Source organism: Halorientalis sp. IM1011, from assembly GCF_001989615.1.
Taxonomy (GTDB): Archaea; Halobacteriota; Halobacteria; order Halobacteriales; family Haloarculaceae; genus Halorientalis.
Genome location: NZ_CP019067.1, coordinates 3,262,161 through 3,276,585, shown reverse-complemented (window position 1 = coordinate 3,276,585; position 14,425 = coordinate 3,262,161). Strand labels below are relative to the sequence as shown.

The 14,425-nt window shown below is 66.8% G+C and carries 18 protein-coding genes; 10 read left to right on the top strand and 8 right to left on the bottom strand.

Annotated elements, in window-relative coordinates; genetic code table 11:
* Positions 1-319 precede the first annotated feature (319 nt).
* Positions 320-958 (bottom strand): DUF420 domain-containing protein, encoded by a 639-nt coding sequence (locus BV210_RS17040; protein WP_077207817.1) that lies wholly within the window; start codon positions 956-958, stop codon positions 320-322.
* Between the two features lie 128 nt (positions 959-1,086).
* Between BV210_RS17040 and BV210_RS17035 the strand changes: the two genes are divergently transcribed.
* From BV210_RS17035 to BV210_RS17000, 8 genes are all read left to right on the top strand, one after another.
* Positions 1,087-1,506 (top strand): cobalamin B12-binding domain-containing protein, encoded by a 420-nt coding sequence (locus BV210_RS17035; RefSeq protein ID WP_077207816.1) that lies wholly within the window; start codon positions 1,087-1,089, stop codon positions 1,504-1,506.
* Positions 1,503-2,576 (top strand): methylmalonyl Co-A mutase-associated GTPase MeaB, encoded by a 1,074-nt coding sequence (meaB, locus tag BV210_RS17030; RefSeq protein ID WP_077207815.1) that lies wholly within the window; start codon positions 1,503-1,505, stop codon positions 2,574-2,576. The genes BV210_RS17035 and meaB overlap by 4 nt, the downstream gene beginning before the upstream one ends.
* A 133-nt stretch (positions 2,577-2,709) precedes the next feature.
* Positions 2,710-3,333, top strand: a complete 624-nt coding sequence (locus tag BV210_RS17025; RefSeq protein ID WP_077207814.1) for a nitrous oxide reductase accessory protein NosL — start codon at positions 2,710-2,712, stop codon at positions 3,331-3,333.
* On the top strand, positions 3,330-5,222 hold the full coding sequence (locus tag BV210_RS17020; protein ID WP_077207813.1) for a right-handed parallel beta-helix repeat-containing protein: 1,893 nt from the start codon (positions 3,330-3,332) through the stop codon (positions 5,220-5,222). Before BV210_RS17025 ends, BV210_RS17020 begins: the two co-directional genes overlap by 4 nt.
* Positions 5,219-5,953 (top strand): ABC transporter ATP-binding protein, encoded by a 735-nt coding sequence (locus tag BV210_RS17015; protein WP_077207812.1) that lies wholly within the window; start codon positions 5,219-5,221, stop codon positions 5,951-5,953. The genes BV210_RS17020 and BV210_RS17015 overlap by 4 nt, the downstream gene beginning before the upstream one ends.
* On the top strand, positions 5,950-6,759 hold the full coding sequence (locus tag BV210_RS17010) for an ABC transporter permease subunit (protein ID WP_077207811.1): 810 nt from the start codon (positions 5,950-5,952) through the stop codon (positions 6,757-6,759). Before BV210_RS17015 ends, BV210_RS17010 begins: the two co-directional genes overlap by 4 nt.
* Positions 6,760-6,809: 50 nt before the next feature.
* On the top strand, positions 6,810-7,799 hold the full coding sequence (locus BV210_RS17005; RefSeq protein WP_077207810.1) for an alpha/beta fold hydrolase: 990 nt from the start codon (positions 6,810-6,812) through the stop codon (positions 7,797-7,799).
* Between the two features lies 1 nt (position 7,800).
* Positions 7,801-8,199: a hypothetical protein gene (locus BV210_RS17000; protein WP_077207809.1), complete on the top strand. Its 399-nt coding sequence runs from the start codon at positions 7,801-7,803 to the stop codon at positions 8,197-8,199.
* Here BV210_RS17000 and BV210_RS16995 read toward each other — a convergent pair.
* From BV210_RS16995 to BV210_RS16985, 3 genes are all read right to left on the bottom strand, one after another.
* Positions 8,196-8,582 carry a Zn-ribbon domain-containing OB-fold protein gene (locus tag BV210_RS16995; protein ID WP_077207808.1) on the bottom strand — a complete coding sequence of 129 codons (387 nt, stop codon included), beginning with the start codon at positions 8,580-8,582 and terminating at the stop codon, positions 8,196-8,198. The genes BV210_RS17000 and BV210_RS16995 overlap by 4 nt on opposite strands.
* A complete protein-coding gene (locus BV210_RS16990; RefSeq protein WP_077207807.1) occupies positions 8,579-9,748 on the bottom strand; it encodes a beta-ketoacyl synthase N-terminal-like domain-containing protein in 1,170 nt (389 codons plus the stop codon). Before BV210_RS16990 ends, BV210_RS16995 begins: the two co-directional genes overlap by 4 nt.
* A 122-nt stretch (positions 9,749-9,870) precedes the next feature.
* Complete coding sequence (locus BV210_RS16985; RefSeq protein ID WP_077207806.1) at positions 9,871-11,184, bottom strand: YncE family protein; 1,314 nt, start codon at positions 11,182-11,184, stop codon at positions 9,871-9,873.
* A 266-nt stretch (positions 11,185-11,450) separates the two neighbouring features.
* Between BV210_RS16985 and BV210_RS16980 the strand changes: the two genes are divergently transcribed.
* Positions 11,451-12,107: a helix-turn-helix domain-containing protein gene (locus tag BV210_RS16980; protein WP_077207805.1), complete on the top strand. Its 657-nt coding sequence runs from the start codon at positions 11,451-11,453 to the stop codon at positions 12,105-12,107.
* A gap of 23 nt (positions 12,108-12,130) precedes the next feature.
* Here the strand turns inward: BV210_RS16980 and BV210_RS16975 are convergent, their stop codons facing one another.
* Complete coding sequence (locus tag BV210_RS16975) at positions 12,131-12,412, bottom strand: hypothetical protein (protein WP_077207804.1); 282 nt, start codon at positions 12,410-12,412, stop codon at positions 12,131-12,133.
* Between the two features lie 106 nt (positions 12,413-12,518).
* On the opposite strand from BV210_RS16975, the gene BV210_RS16970 reads away from it, so the two are divergent.
* Complete coding sequence (locus BV210_RS16970; RefSeq protein ID WP_077207803.1) at positions 12,519-12,797, top strand: PadR family transcriptional regulator; 279 nt, start codon at positions 12,519-12,521, stop codon at positions 12,795-12,797.
* 1 nt (position 12,798) lies between these two features.
* Here BV210_RS16970 and BV210_RS16965 read toward each other — a convergent pair whose 3' ends face one another.
* The 3 genes from BV210_RS16965 to BV210_RS16955 all read right to left on the bottom strand — a co-directional run bounded on the left by BV210_RS16965 (position 12,799) and on the right by BV210_RS16955 (position 14,314).
* A complete protein-coding gene (locus tag BV210_RS16965; RefSeq protein ID WP_077207802.1) occupies positions 12,799-13,146 on the bottom strand; it encodes a hypothetical protein in 348 nt (115 codons plus the stop codon).
* A 94-nt stretch (positions 13,147-13,240) separates the two neighbouring features.
* Entirely contained in the window at positions 13,241-13,906 is a 666-nt protein-coding gene (locus tag BV210_RS16960; protein ID WP_077207801.1) for a helix-turn-helix domain-containing protein, read from the bottom strand.
* A 78-nt stretch (positions 13,907-13,984) separates the two neighbouring features.
* A complete protein-coding gene (locus tag BV210_RS16955; RefSeq protein WP_077207800.1) occupies positions 13,985-14,314 on the bottom strand; it encodes a hypothetical protein in 330 nt (109 codons plus the stop codon).
* Positions 14,315-14,425: the final 111 nt, after the last annotated feature.

The following is a 14,425-nucleotide window of genomic DNA, read 5'->3' as shown; positions in this document are numbered from 1 at the left end:
TGGATAAATCACATGTCGCAATACAAAATTTCGGTTGTGGCCGAAATAGTGGTGATACGTCTATACCGGATCAATCGAGCCTGTAATGCGTCGGTTCGACCGTTTCGGCGATCGAATATCGTCTCAGACCACCGACCACACCACGTCTGTCGTCCCATCGACCAGGCAAGGATTCGACTCCGGTACCGGGCCTTTGGCACGAACGGAGTTCTATATTGGCCAGTAACCGATACGGAACAGGTACTCCAGACCGAGATAGGGGTCGCTGGTAGGTCGGCGAGAACATCGAGGGACCGTTCCGGATCGATCCCCGGTGCGATCAATCGCGATCGAACAGCGGCCGCGTCGAAGCCAGCAGGAAGAGCAGGCCGACGCTGTGGCCGCGCGGCGTCCAGCTATAGATGTGGTTGAGCATGAGGTACGTGATGATCCCGAGCGCGAGCGAGAGGCCCCATGCCGCGACGGCGATCCGACCGACCCTGGCGTGCAACGTGTTCCGAAGTTCCTCGGGCGAGTGGGTCAGGCCGAGGACGACGGCGTGGAGGACGACTGGCACGGCAAGCGCCGACAGGAGGATGTGGATCGCGAGCATGACGATGTAGGCGACCCAGACCGCACCCTCGGCGGTGATGGCCTTCTCGAATCCTCCACCGACCTTCAGGAGGTAGAGGACGAGAAAGACCATGATGAGCGTGAACGCGGTCAACATGGCGGCGCGGTGTTTGCGGATCTCGCCGTTCCGGATGAAGTAGACGCCGGCGACGATCGCAGTGAGCGCGAGCGTGTTGACGACGGCGATGGCGTCACCCAGGAAGATGACCGTCTCCCGGCTGAGATCCGGCAGGGGGAGGAACCCGCCGAACGCGCCGATCACCAGCGCGTATCCGACGATCGACAGGACGGTCGTGACGGCGCGCGGGTGCGCTTTCGGCCAGCTTTGGTCGTCGGCGACTGCCATAGCGGTGTCTCCGGACGCCTCGGCTATCAGTCCGTCGCATTCTGGCGAACAGCACTGGTCCAAATTCCGATCGCCACCGGGCGACGCCAACGACAAGAGTGAAAGTCACCAACGTGTTACGAGATGGCATGAGCGAAGCGCAGGAACAGCGGACGATCAGGTGTCTCGTCGGGAAGGTCGGGCTGGACGGCCACGACCGCGGCGCACACGTCATCGCGCGGGCGTTCCGCGACGCCGGCTTCGAGGTCATCTACTCGGGGCTGCACAAAGCGCCCGACGAGATCGTACAGGCGACGGTCCAGGAGGACGTCGACGTGCTCGGTATCTCCATCCTCTCGGGTGCCCACAGCACGCTCGTGCCGAAGATCATGGAGGGACTCGAAGAGTACGGAGCCAGAGAGGACACGCTGATCCTCGTCGGCGGGATCATCCCCGAGGAGGACCGTGACGAACTCCGCGACCTCGGCGTCGCGCGGATCTTCGGTCCCGGTGCGTCCATGGACGAGATCGTCGACTTCGTCCGGGAGAACGTGCCCGAGCGACGATGACCCTGGTCGAGGACCTGCTGGACGGGGACCACCGGGCGCTGGCCCGCACGATCACGAAGATCGAGGACCGCGCGCCGGGCTACCGTGATCTGGTGTCGGACCTCCACCAGCACACGGGCCACGCCGACGTGATCGGCATCACCGGCAGCCCCGGCGCGGGCAAGTCCACGCTGGTGGACAAGATGGCCGAGGAGTACCGCGACCGCGGACTCACCGTCGGCGTCATCGCTATCGATCCCTCCTCACCGTTCACGGGCGGGGCAGTGCTAGGTGACCGCATCCGGATGGCCTCGAACACCGGCGACATGGACGTGTTCTTTCGCTCGATGTCGGCCCGGGGGACGCTAGGCGGGCTCTCGACCGCCACGACGGACGCCGTCAAGGCGCTGGACGCCTTCGGCAAGGACAAGATCATCATCGAGACCGTCGGCGCGGGACAGAACGAAGTCGACATCGTCCGGACCGCCGACACCGTCGCGGTGCTGGTACCGCCGGCCAGCGGCGACGACGTACAGATGCTGAAAGCGGGGATTCTGGAGATCGCCGACCTCTTCGTCGTCAACAAGGCCGACCTCGACGGGGCCAACAGGACGGTCCAGGAACTCCGCGAGATGATCGAGATGCGCCGTGACGAACTCGCGGTCGCAACAGGTCACCACGGCGCGATCGAGAAGACCGGTGACGATGGAGGCGGGGAGGGAGCGACCGACAACGGCGCGACCGACGGTGAGAGTGACGACGGCGAGGCACCCTCGTGGACGCCACCCATCGTCGAGACCGTGGCCAAGAGCGGCGACGGGCTGGACGAACTCCTCTCGGTCCTCGAGGACCACCGCGAGTATCTGGTCGAGTCGGGACGACTGGAGGCCAAGGCCCGCGACCGCTACGCGTCCGAGATCCGGACGCTCCTGCGTGAGGATACGGCCGACCTGCTGGCCGAGGAGATCGAGGCTCGCGGCGGCCTCGAAGAGTTCGTCGACCGCGTGCTTGACCGCGAGACCGACCCGTACGCGGTCGCCGACGACCTGCTCGACCCCATCGAGGACTGCGTCGAGGAACGGAGAGAGTGAGCGGTTCCCACGTTCCGGGAACCGGCGGCGGGCTTTTGGTCCAGTCGGTTGTAGGGTCCCTGCAAGAGCATCCCGGAGATCGATCACCGATACGGCGATAACACGGTCGTTCGTCGGGAGTCTGTGAGAATTCATGTGTGACAATAACCCACACCCGGCCGAACCGAATCGGGACGAACGGTACCTGCGGCGGACGGTCCTCGGTGGCCTGGGCGTGGTCGGCGTGGCGGCGCTCGCGGGTTGTTCTGAGAACGGGGACACCGGAACCGACGAGACGACGGACGTCCCCGCGGCGGTGACGCTGACCGAGGCGGACACCTGTGAGGTGTGTGGCATGAACATCGTGAACCACCCGGGGCCGTCGGCGGAAATCTTCTATCCGGATCACCAGCCGTCGGGACACGAGAACCCGGCGCGGTTCGACAGCACCTGGGAGGCGTTCCAGTACGACTTCGATCGTGCCGATCGGGGCTGGGAACGGTCGGTCATGTACGTCACCGACTACTCGGCTGTCGACTACGATCTGTTCACGTTCAGAGGGACCACAGGAATCTCGACGCACCCGCAGGCGTCGGCGTTCGCGCCCGCGAGTGACGTAACCTTCGTGGCCAACTCGGAGGTCGTCGGCGCGATGGGGCGGGATCTGATCGGATTCGGTAACGAGGACGACGCCGCGTCGTTCCGGGACGAACACGGCGGCAGACTCGTGTCGGAAGCGGACGTCACGCGGCAGTTGATACAACAGCTCGGTCGATGATAGACGTCAGATACGTCCTCGCCGGACTGGCGTTCGTGGTCCTCGTGACCGCGACCGGGTTCTCGGTCGATCCCGACGCCGGCCGTGACGTCGAACCGGTGTCGTTCGACGAGACGCTCACGATGGGGATGACCGGTGTCGACGTTCAGGAAGCCGAGGCCCGGGCCCTCTCGATTCCGAGAGTGGAGGTGTTTTTCTCCCAGTACGAGTACGTCGTCGGCTACTACGGGATCGACAGTGCGGTGGAACATCTCCGTGGCCCGCGCACGACCGAACAGTTCGGCGAACCGTTCGGTGTGCTCGTGTCCGATTACACCGGGAACGACCCGGCGCTGAACGAGAACGGCTTTCTGATCGAGCGAAACAGCATCGCCGGCGGCTGGGTGTCGGTCGAGGAGGCGTCGTTCGTCGTCGACAGCCGTGCCCGAACGCCCGGCGGGCCGGCCGTCGTTCCGTTTAGCGACCGCGACACGGCGGAGACGTTCGCCGACCGGTACGACGGCCGTGTCGTCGACTGGGAGACGCTTCGGGCCCGCGACGTGGACCGACAGTCACCGACGACGCTGATGGATCGGACCACGACGAACCGGAGCGAGTGGGCCGATCGGCAGCTCGAAACGACGGCCGCGCTCCGGGATCGCCCCGTCTCGGTCGTCGTCGGGGAGGACGCCCCGACGCTTTCGGCGGCGATCGAACGCGCACCGGCGAACACCACCGTCCGTCTGCCGCCGGGTACTTACGACGGCAACGTCACGATCGAAAAGTCACTGACGCTGGCTGGCTCGGGATCGGAGACGCACGTCCGGGGCGACGGGTCGGGAACGGTGATATCTGCAACTGCCCCGCGGGTTGCGGTCACGGACCTCCGGGTCAGCGGTTCGGGGTCGGTCGGGTCTCGGCCGGCTCAGAACGAGTCCGTGGGCGGCTGGGACCAGTTCGTCCGCGTCGCGTACGGCCGGGGCGACGCGGCGATTCGGTTCGTCAACGGGACCAGTTCGCTGGTGTCTGGCGTCGAGATCAGATCGCGTGCCAACGGCGTCCTCGTGCGGGGCGGCCGCGGGCTCGTCGTCCGGGATTCTCGGATCGTCGGCCCATCGAACTGGCGGGACGGGTTCATGGGCGTGCTGGCGATGATGGACCCCGTCGTCGTCCAGAACGTCACGTTCGAGGGCGGGCGGGACGCGGTCTACACCCACCGTGCCCACGGCATCGTGATCAGGGACTCGCGGATGACCGGGATGCGGTACGGCGTCCACGAGATGTATACGTCGCGCGCACTCGTCCGCAACAACACGGTCCGTGACTCACTGGCAGGGGTGATCGTGATGACACGGCCCCAGCGGAACGTCCTCCGTGGGAACGACGTCCGCGACAGCCGGGCCGGCCTGATCGTCTCCGGCAGCGCGTCGTTCGTCGCCGACAATCTCGTCGCCGACAACACGGTTGGGATCGGGATCGGTGCGCCCAGGTCCCTCCTCACCCGCAACGTCGTCGTCGACAACGAGATCGGGATCAGAGACGACCCGCTCTTGCCGTCGCTGACCGTCACCGAAAACGACATCGTCGGCAACGAGCGGCCGGCCGAGGCCGACCTCGGACCGTTCCGGGTCTACACCGCCGACGGTCGCGGGAACTACTGGGGGCGACTGCCGGGGACCAGCGACGGCGGTACCATGACGGCCCCTTATCGGCCGACCGGTCCCGTCGACGGCGTCCTCCTGACGACCGAGGGCGGGCTGGCGCTCCGGGAGGCACCGGCGATGCAGTTGGTGCGATCCGTCCAGAGCCGACTGCCGGGCCTCCGGAGCAGCGGCGTCGTCGACACCGCACCGCTCGCCGAACCGGTTCGACCGGATGCACTCGAACGTGTCAACGGGAGTCAGCCATGACAGACCACGTACTCACTGTCGACGACGTGACGGTCTCGTTCGGCGACGTGACTGCGGTCGATTCGGTGTCGTTCACCACGGCACCCGACACCGTCACCTGTCTCGTCGGTCCCAACGGGTCGGGCAAGACCACTCTCGTCCGGGCGATCGCGGACCTGCTCGCGCCCGACGACGGCACCGTCGAGCGTCCCACGAGCGCGACGCGATCGGTCGGCTACCTGCCACAGGCCCCGGCGTTCAGACCGCAGTTCACCGTCGCGGAGACGCTCCAGTTCTACGCGGATCTGACGGGCGGGAACGTGGACGTCGACGCGACCGTCGACCGGATCGGCCTCGGTGGGGTCCCGGATCGCCGGGTCGACGCGCTGTCGGGCGGCATGACGCGACTGCTCGGAATCGCACAGGCGACCGTCGGCGATCCGCCGCTGGTCCTGCTGGACGAACCGTCGAGCGGACTGGACCCGATGATGACCCGCCACGTCACGGACGTGATCACGGATCTGGCCGTCGACGGGGCCGCCGTACTGGTGACGAGCCACGATCTGACGTCCGTCGATCGGATGGCGGATCAGGTGCTCGTGCTGGATCGTGGCCGACTGGTCGCCGCCGACAGTCCGGCGGCGCTGCGAGAGCGGACCGGCACGAGCGATCTCGAATCGGCGATGAGCGAACTCGTCGCGGTCGAGGCCGGGTCGGTCGTGACGCGCGAGGTGACGGAGGGAGAGTCATGAGTCGGACTCGTAACGCACTGGTCGTCGCCCAGCGGGAGTTCACGACGCTGCTCCGGACGCCGACGATCCTCGTCCTCGCGCTGGGGTTCGTGACGGTCGTCGTCGGCTTCACGGTCGCGGCGGGCTCCGGGGGGTATCTGCCCCTGATCCTGGATCTGATCGCGCCGATCGAACTGCTCGTTCCGCTCCTGGCGTTCGCGTTCGGCTACAGGGCGATACGATCGGACGCCGACCGCGGCGAGTTAGAGACCATCCAGACCTATCCGGTGAGCCGTCCGGCGTTCGTCGGTGGCGTCTTCCTCGGCCGACTGGCCGGCCTCCTCCCGGTCGTCCTCCTGACGCTGGGGCTCGCCGGCGCCCTCGTCGCGTTCAGTCCCGGCGATCAGGTCTCGGTAATCGTCAGTCACGGCACGGTCGACGCGCCCGCGCTGTACCTGCGGTTCGTGACGCTCACCGTCGTCTTCACCGCGGTCGCACTGGCCGTCGCGGTCGCGATCTCGGCGACCGCCCGATCCGCTCGCGAGGCACTCGCCGTCGCCGTCGTACTCGTAATCGCGCTCGTGCTGGGCTTCGATGCCACGATCGTTGCGGGACTGTCCGGCGGACTGATCGGTCCGGAGTCGCTCGGCACGCTGACGGCGTTGAGCCCCAACAGCGCTTTCCGGGGGCTCGTCTACACCCTCGCGGTGGGCGACGTCTACACGCGGAGTGCGCCGACGCCGTCACTGGTTGCCGGCACTGTGGGGCTGGGGCTGTGGCTGATCGGCTCGCTGACGATCGCGGTCCTGCGCGTCTGGCACGATTGATACTGCCGGGCTGGACCAGCTATAAACGCCTGCCGTCCTTCGATGTGTGTATGAAACTCCGCACCCTCGCACTCGGGGCACTCGGTACCGTCGGACTGACCGCGGCCGCGAACCGACTGCTCGGCCGGCGTGCCGGCGACCTCGACTCGCCACTCGACGGCGAGACCAAGACCTACCGCTGGCGCGGGTTCGACGTGGCCTACGTCGAAGGTGGCGACCCCGACGATCCGGATCTCTGTCTGATCCACGGGATCAACGCCTCCGCCTCCGGCCACGAGTTCCGCGGCGTCTTCGACACCCTCGCCGAGGACTATCACGTGATCGCGCCCGACCTCCCCGGGTTCGGGCGCTCGGACCGCCCGCCGCTGCTCTATTCTGGGTCGCTGTACACCACCTTCGTCGAGGACTTCCTCGCGGACCTGACAGAGGACGCCACGGTGATCGGGTCGTCGCTCGGCGGGGCCTACGCCGCGGTCGCGGCCGTGGCGGCCGACGTCGAGGAACTGATTCTGATCTGTCCAGACACGACGACGTTCGAGGGGCGGCGACCGCTTGTTCGCTCGCTCGTCCGGTCGCCTCTGGTCGGGACCGCCCTCTTCAACGTGGCGACGTGCAAGCCCGCGATCCGATACTTCAACGCCGATCACGGCTACTACGACGAGGGGAAGGTGACGGACGAACTGGTCGACTACCAGTGGCAGACGGCCCACCAGCCCGGCGGTCGGTTCGCCCCCGCCTCCTTCTTCGGCGGGTTCCTCGACCTCGACGTGGATCTCGGCGAGGATCTGGCCGATCTCGACGTCCCCGTAACGCTCGTCTGGGGTCGACAGGCTACCGTCGCCCCGCTGGAGCACGGCGAGGCGCTCGCGAAGCGGGCGAACGCGCGCCTGCTGGTGTTCGACGAGTCCGACGTACAACCGCACGTCGAACACGCCGAGCAGTTCGTCCGCCGGGTCGTCCACGGCGAGGAACCCGGCGAGGCGACCAGCATCGAGATAGAGGAGCCCGGCGACGAGGAACCCGCCGAGACGGAGGAGTAGGATGGAGACCGGCCCCCGTATCGTGGTGTCCGCCCTCGTGGGTCTGGTGGCCGGTGGCGTCGGCTACTGGCTGGCTGGCGACGCGTACGTCGCGATCAACCTCATCGCGGTATACGCAATCCTGACCTGGGTGTTCGTCGGCCATCGCGGTGCGATTCCGAAAGGCGAATCGTGGGCGACGAACCGCTGGAACGGGCTGTTCGTGGTCGTCCTCACGCTGGGGACGATGCCGTACGTCAACGACCAGCTCGGCCTCACGGTGCGGGAGGGGGCGGCGCTGGCGCTACTGGGGTACGGAGTCGGTGCCGCCTCGTTCCTGATCGGCGTCGTCATGGTCCGGTCCGCGATCGCGAGCGGAGAGAAAGATGCCGATGCCGAGAGCGTCGGTGTCGAGGGCTAGCGCGGTTCGAAGACGATCACGCGCTCGTCTCGCGTGACGGTCTCGCCCACGTCGATGCCGACGACCTGTCCAGTCTCCACGTCCTCGGGATCGACACCCTGAACCTGACCGGTGATCGACACCGGGCCGAAGTCGACGATGGCGGTGACGTAGGGCGAATCCTCGTCGAACTGCGGCGTCGGGACGGTCACGACGGTGTACGTGGTGATCTCACCCGAGTCGGGGAGCGGTTCCTCACTGAGTTCTTGGGAGCCACACTGGGGGCAGGCGAGTCGTGGCGGCAGGGAACCGTGGCCCTCGTCACACTCCACGTAGAAGCCCTCGCCGTCGGCGATGGCGTCGAGCAGGTCGTCGAAGCCGTCGTCCCGAGGTTCGTCGCTCATCGGCCCACCTCCTGAAGCACGTGGACGGTCGCACTCGCCACGGTCCCACCTGCGTTGTGGGCGAGGGCGGTGTCCGCACTCTCGACAGCGTCGGCGCGGGGATGGCGCCCCTCCAGCAGTTTGGTGAGCGAGATGAGCTGTGCGACGCCCGTCGCGCCGACGGGGTGGCCCTTGGCCTTCAGCCCGCCAGAGAGGTTGACGGGGAGGTCACCGTCGCGGGTGGTCTCGCCCCGGGCGGCGGCCCCGATGGCCTCGCCGGGTTCGTAGAGGTCTAGCCCTTCGAGGGCGAGGACCTCGGCGATGGTGAAGCAGTCGTGGACTTCCAGGAAGTCCACCGCGTCGGGGCCGATGCCGGCGTCGTCGTAGGCCTCGTCGGCGGCGTCCTCGGTGGCCGGCGTGCGAGCGAGGTACCGGCGGTCGTGCAGCGCCATCTTGTCCCCGCCCTGTCCGGAGCCGGTGATCGCGACGCCGGCGTCGAGGTCGTGGTCGTCGGCGTAGTCCTCGCTGACCAGCACGGCGGCGGTCGCGCCGTCGGTGATCGGACAGGAGTCGTACAGTCCGAGGGGATCGGCGATGATCGGGGCGTCGAGGGCGTCCTCGACGGTGATCTCCTGTTGCATCTGGGCGTACTCGTTGGGGAGGGCGTTGTCGTGGTTCTTGACGGCGATTTCGGCCAGTTCCGCCTTCGAGCCACCGTACTCCTCGAAGTAGGCGCGGGCCATCAGGGCGTACGCGCCGGGGAAGGTCATGCCGGCGCGGACCTCGTAGAGGTCGTCGGCGGCGATGGAGAGCGCGTCGGTCGCCGCGGCCGTCCCGACGTTGGTCATGCGCTCTGCGCCGCCGACCAGCGCCACGTCGGCCTCACCGTTGCGGAGGCGGAACACGGCGTCCCGGATCGCCGCGCCGCTGGACGCGCAGGCCGACTCGTACCGGGTGGCCGGCACGTCGAGTCCGACGGCTTCGGCCATCAGCGGTGCCTGGTGGCCCTGATGCTCGGCCAGTTCGCCCATGAAGTTGCCGTAGAAGAGCGCCTCGACGTCGTCGGGGTCGATCCCGGCGTCGTCGAGCGCGGCCAGCCCCGCCTCGGCGAACATCGCACGCCCTGTCCGATCGGGGTGCTTGCCGAAGTGGGTGAGGCCGACGCCGGCTACGCGTGGGTCAGTCATCACAACTCGTTAGGGGTCGTTCCGCATTTAGGCTTGCCGGTGTGGCCACATTTCGCACACGGCCGTGAACAAAAATTAACGTCGATGTCGCCCCGAACCTGTGAATATCGAGACGGAGACGGTCAGTCGAAGAGACCGCCGAACAGCCCGTCGTCCGGATCTGTGACTTCCCTGCCGGTACCCAGCGCGGCCTCGGGCACGTCGTGGACCTGCGAGACCATCGGGAACTCGCCGGTCGGGATCGTCGCGACCTCCTCGGCGGTCTCGTACTCGATCACCGAGACCTTCTCCGCGTTCTTCACCGACACGAACGCGTGCTCGCCGTCAGGGGCGTTCGAGACCCAGTACGGATATTTCCCGACGTCGGTGATGCCGACGGTCTCGAAACTCTCGCGGTCGACGACTGCGGCGTAGTTGCCGACCGTCCCCGCTGCGCAGATGTACTGTCCGTCCGGCGAGACCTCGATCCCGTGGTGGGCCGCCTGCAGCGGATAGTCGTCCTCCGAGTCGGGGACGTGCTCGTTGACCGGCAGGTCCTTCGTGCGCTGGATCTCCCCGGATTCCACGTCGACCTCGTGGAAGCCGTGCATGTAGGAGATCTGGACGTAGACCGTCTCGTCGTCGTCCGCGAAGGCGAACGGACGGACCCCCTCCTCGAAGTCGATGGTCTCGGTCACCTCCAGCGTGTCGCGGTCGGCGAACGTTAGCCGGTGGTCGCCGTCGATCTCGTCGGGCAGGACCATGCTCCCCAGCGACCCGTTGATGATCCGGTCCTCGTGGACGTGGGTGCCGTGGGGCCAGTCCGAGGCCTCGAAGCAATCGACCTTCTCGCCCGTCTCGGTGTCGATCTTCCAGACCTTGTCGGCCATGATGTCGGCCTGGTAGAGATAGTCGCCCTCGGGCGTGAGCTGGGCGTGATCCGAGCGGAAGCCGAGCATCTCCGTGCGCCACTGGATCTCGCGACTCTCCATGTCGATGGCGACCGTATCGCCGAGGTTCGCCCGTGAGACGTACAGCGTCTCGCCGTCCGGGCTGACGTTGATGTGTTCACAGACGTTCTCCCGACCCGCCACGCTGTCGACGATCGGTTTGGCTATCTTCTTGATCGGGTCGGTGATCGGCGGACTGTCCTTCCCGGGACTCGAATCGAAGTCCTCGATGTGTTCGTAGGTGTTCGCGTCCGCGAGCGTGATGGTGCCCGTGCCCTGACAGCCGACGACCAGCACCTCGCGAGTGTTCCCCGACTGGGCGGCCGCCGTCGGAAGGCCGCCGAGTGCGACCGTGGCCAGCGTCGCGCCGGTTCCCGCCATCACGCGCCGGCGCGACGTGCCGCCAGTCGACGACCGCCCATCGTCGCTCGCCGTGTCTCCGGTTCGTTCCCGGTCCGCCCGGGTTCCTGTACCCCCTCGCTCGCTCGTCTCGTCAGTCTCGTGCATGGTGTTCCCCCTCTGCACCCACTGACCCCTGTCAGTGCGTGCGAACTGCTGGCGAGTCGCCAGCACGTATTCGTACCGAAAGCTACCGATTGGTACTTTCCGCGGATATGATCGTACGTTTTTATCACTCGCTCATCGAAACTAACGGCCGTCCGGGAGCCCACCGATTTTTGTCACTGGCCGGTAGAGATGGGGTCGATGACGCGGACCGGCGTTCGAACGGGGGTCGCGGAACCGGTGATCCGACGACGGCCGACCGGAGAGCCATGAAAGTCACGGAGGTCACACTCGATCCGCCCGGGGGTGCGTTCCCGGGCGTCGACAGCACGCTCGCGGGGACAGAGGGCATCACTCGCGACGCGGTGGTGAACCTGGAGTGGATGGACGACGGGAGCCTGTCCGCCCTCTACCGAATCGCGACCGACGATCCGGCGACGGTCGCGCAAGCGCTGGACGGCGACGAGACCGTCCGGAAGTACGAACTGCTGGAGATGGACGGGGAGTGGCTCTACGCGTTCGTCCACGCGGACCGCAGCGACCTGATGGGGGAGTTGCTCGACATCGCCGACGAGTACACCCTGCTCGTCGACGGGCCCTACCAGTGGACCGAGGCGGGTGTCCGGATCACCGTCGCCGGCCGGATGGAAGACATCCAGCGGGCCCACGCACGCGCGAGCGAACACTTCGATCTCACAATCGACTGGCTCGGCCAGTACGAGCCGGGACACAGTGGGCCACTGGCACAACTGACAGACCGCCAGCGCGAGGCACTAGAGGCCGCATACGAACTCGGGTTCTACCAGTCGCCACGTGATACCAACTACGAAGAGATAGCGGCACGACTGGACTGCGGGCCGAGTGCGGCGAACGATCTCCTGCGGCGGGCCGAATCGGCGCTGGTCGCGGCCGTGCTCGACCCCTGAATTACCTCACCATCTCGACCGTTCTACATCCCCATGTCCGCTGCGGCGTCGGGCACTGGCAGTGTCGCGGGCGCGACGCCGAGTAACTCCGCGGCGTGGTCCAGCGCCATGTCGAACCCGTAGTACCGCTCCAGTTCGTCGCCGTCGGCCGTCGGCCGCACCTTCAGCATGGCGTACCCCTCGCTGTTCTGGGCGACCGCCGCGGTCGCACCGTCGCGCTCGAACGCCAGCACGCGTTCGGCCTCGGTCTCGTAGTAGCGCGCGGTGATCCCCTCGGCCGTCACCTCCTGCTCCGGCTCTGTCATTATCCCGGTTTGGGCCCTCGGGGAGTCGTACCTGTCGGTTGCGGTCTGGGACGACGTCGAGTCCCGTCCCGAAACCCAAAAGCCACCGTCGCTCCCGCGTTCGGGTATGCGCTGGCTCCAGAGCGGCACCCGGCGGGACATCTGTATCCTGCTCGGCGGGGCCGAGGACGGCGAGTTACCCGCCCAGAAGCTCAAGACCCGACTCGAACGCCACTACGACGACCGGATCGATCCCAAGCAGTTCTACGGCTCGCTCGACGACCTCGAACGGAAGGGGTTCGTCCAGTCCCGAACCGAGGGACTGAGCGACGTGTACGAGTTGACCGATGCAGGCGAGAAGCGCCTGCAGAACCACTACGAGTGGATTCGCGACCAGTTGGAGTGAGTTACTGCTCGCGGGCCATGCTCGCCGGGTCGCGGGGTAACCGGGTCCGCTCGACAGTGCCACCGGTCACGACCCAGCGGTAGACGTGCGTCTCGGAGTAGACGACGAGTTCGGTCCGCACGGGCGTCGTATCGAAGGGAGCGTCGGGGAGTCGATCCAGCGCGTCGAACCGTTCCCGGCTAATCGCTGGATCCGACGGCGTCCCCTCGGTCCGGCGGCGGAAGGCGGCGACGAACGGGTCACCGTCGAGCGCCGACCGCACCCGCTCGCGGACCGATACGGTCGCGTCGGTGTCCACTGCTGCGCCGCCCGTCTCCCCCTCTGTCGTCACGGCCGTAGATTCTTGCATGATTGGGCGACGTAGGCACTGGACGACCCCAAACTGTCGGCTTCGATATGCCACGTTTTAAGAATAGTTTCTGCTGGTACCGTCCGTCGGGGCGTCAGATTTGCTGTTCCCGGAGTTCGTCGGGGGAGAGTGCCCTCTCGATCAGCGCAGCGACTGCCCGGCGGACCCGCTGGGAGACTGCCGAGTCGGAGACGCCGAGTTTCTCGGCGAGGTCGGCCTGGCTGATGGATCGGGGGACGTCGAAGTAGCCTTCGCGGGCGGCGGTCAACAGCGTCCGGCGCTGCTGGTCGGTCAGCCCGTGGTCGTCGCTCCGGGTCGGTTCGGTCCGGTAGAGCCGGTCGAGACGGTACTCGATCCCGCTGTCGAGACAGAACTCGCGGAAGGTGGCCAGCGCGTCGCGGTCTGGGACCTGCAGTTTGACGAACCACACGCCGCCGGCGCTGTGCATCTCTAGCACCATCCCGCCGAGTTCGGTGACCGTCGGCGTGACCGCGATGACGTCCTCGGTCAGACCGAGGCGGTACATCCGAACGCCGTCCTGTTCGGCCAGCACGGTGGGTTCGGCGACGGTGTAATCCTCCGCGAGCGCGTCGTCGAACGACTCGAAGTCGGCTTCCTCGACCAGGACGAAAAATCGCCGCCGCTCCGGGTCCATCGCGGGCTGGAACTGGATCCGGACCCGCGCCGACGGATTGGCCTCGATAGTCGGCGTCATGACCAGCGTCGGGGACGAGAGCGCGAGTTCGGCGATAACGAACACTACACGCCCTAACAGATTCGGACGCTTGACCGTTGCGGCTCGCGGACTATCGACGTGCTCTCCGAAGTTCCGGTTAGTTCAGTCCGCGGCGTCGGGGAGCGACTCGGGATCGCGGGGCATCCGGTCGGGTCCCTGCGAGAATCCGCCAGCCACCCAGTGGTAAACGTGAGTCTCGGTGTAGACGTACAGTTCGTCCCACCCGGTGAAGGCGCGGGCCGGCAGTTCGGCCACCGTCTCGTAGCGGTGCCAGCGCTCCTCGGGCGCGTCGAGCGTGCCCACGTTCTCCAGGTAGGCGATGGATTCCGGCGCTGTGTCCACTGTTTTCTCGACCACTTCGCGTACCGTCGGTTCACCGTCGGACTCGGCCGGTTCCCGCCCGTCGGCGACGTCGTCGACTGCTGCCGTCATGTGTACTCGTAACAAGAGACTCGATAGCACAAAGCCTGTGCCTTCGATTATCCGCGATTGAAGTGGGGGTAGAAGATCAGACAGGTGTCCGGACTGATCGGTCGGCGTCGG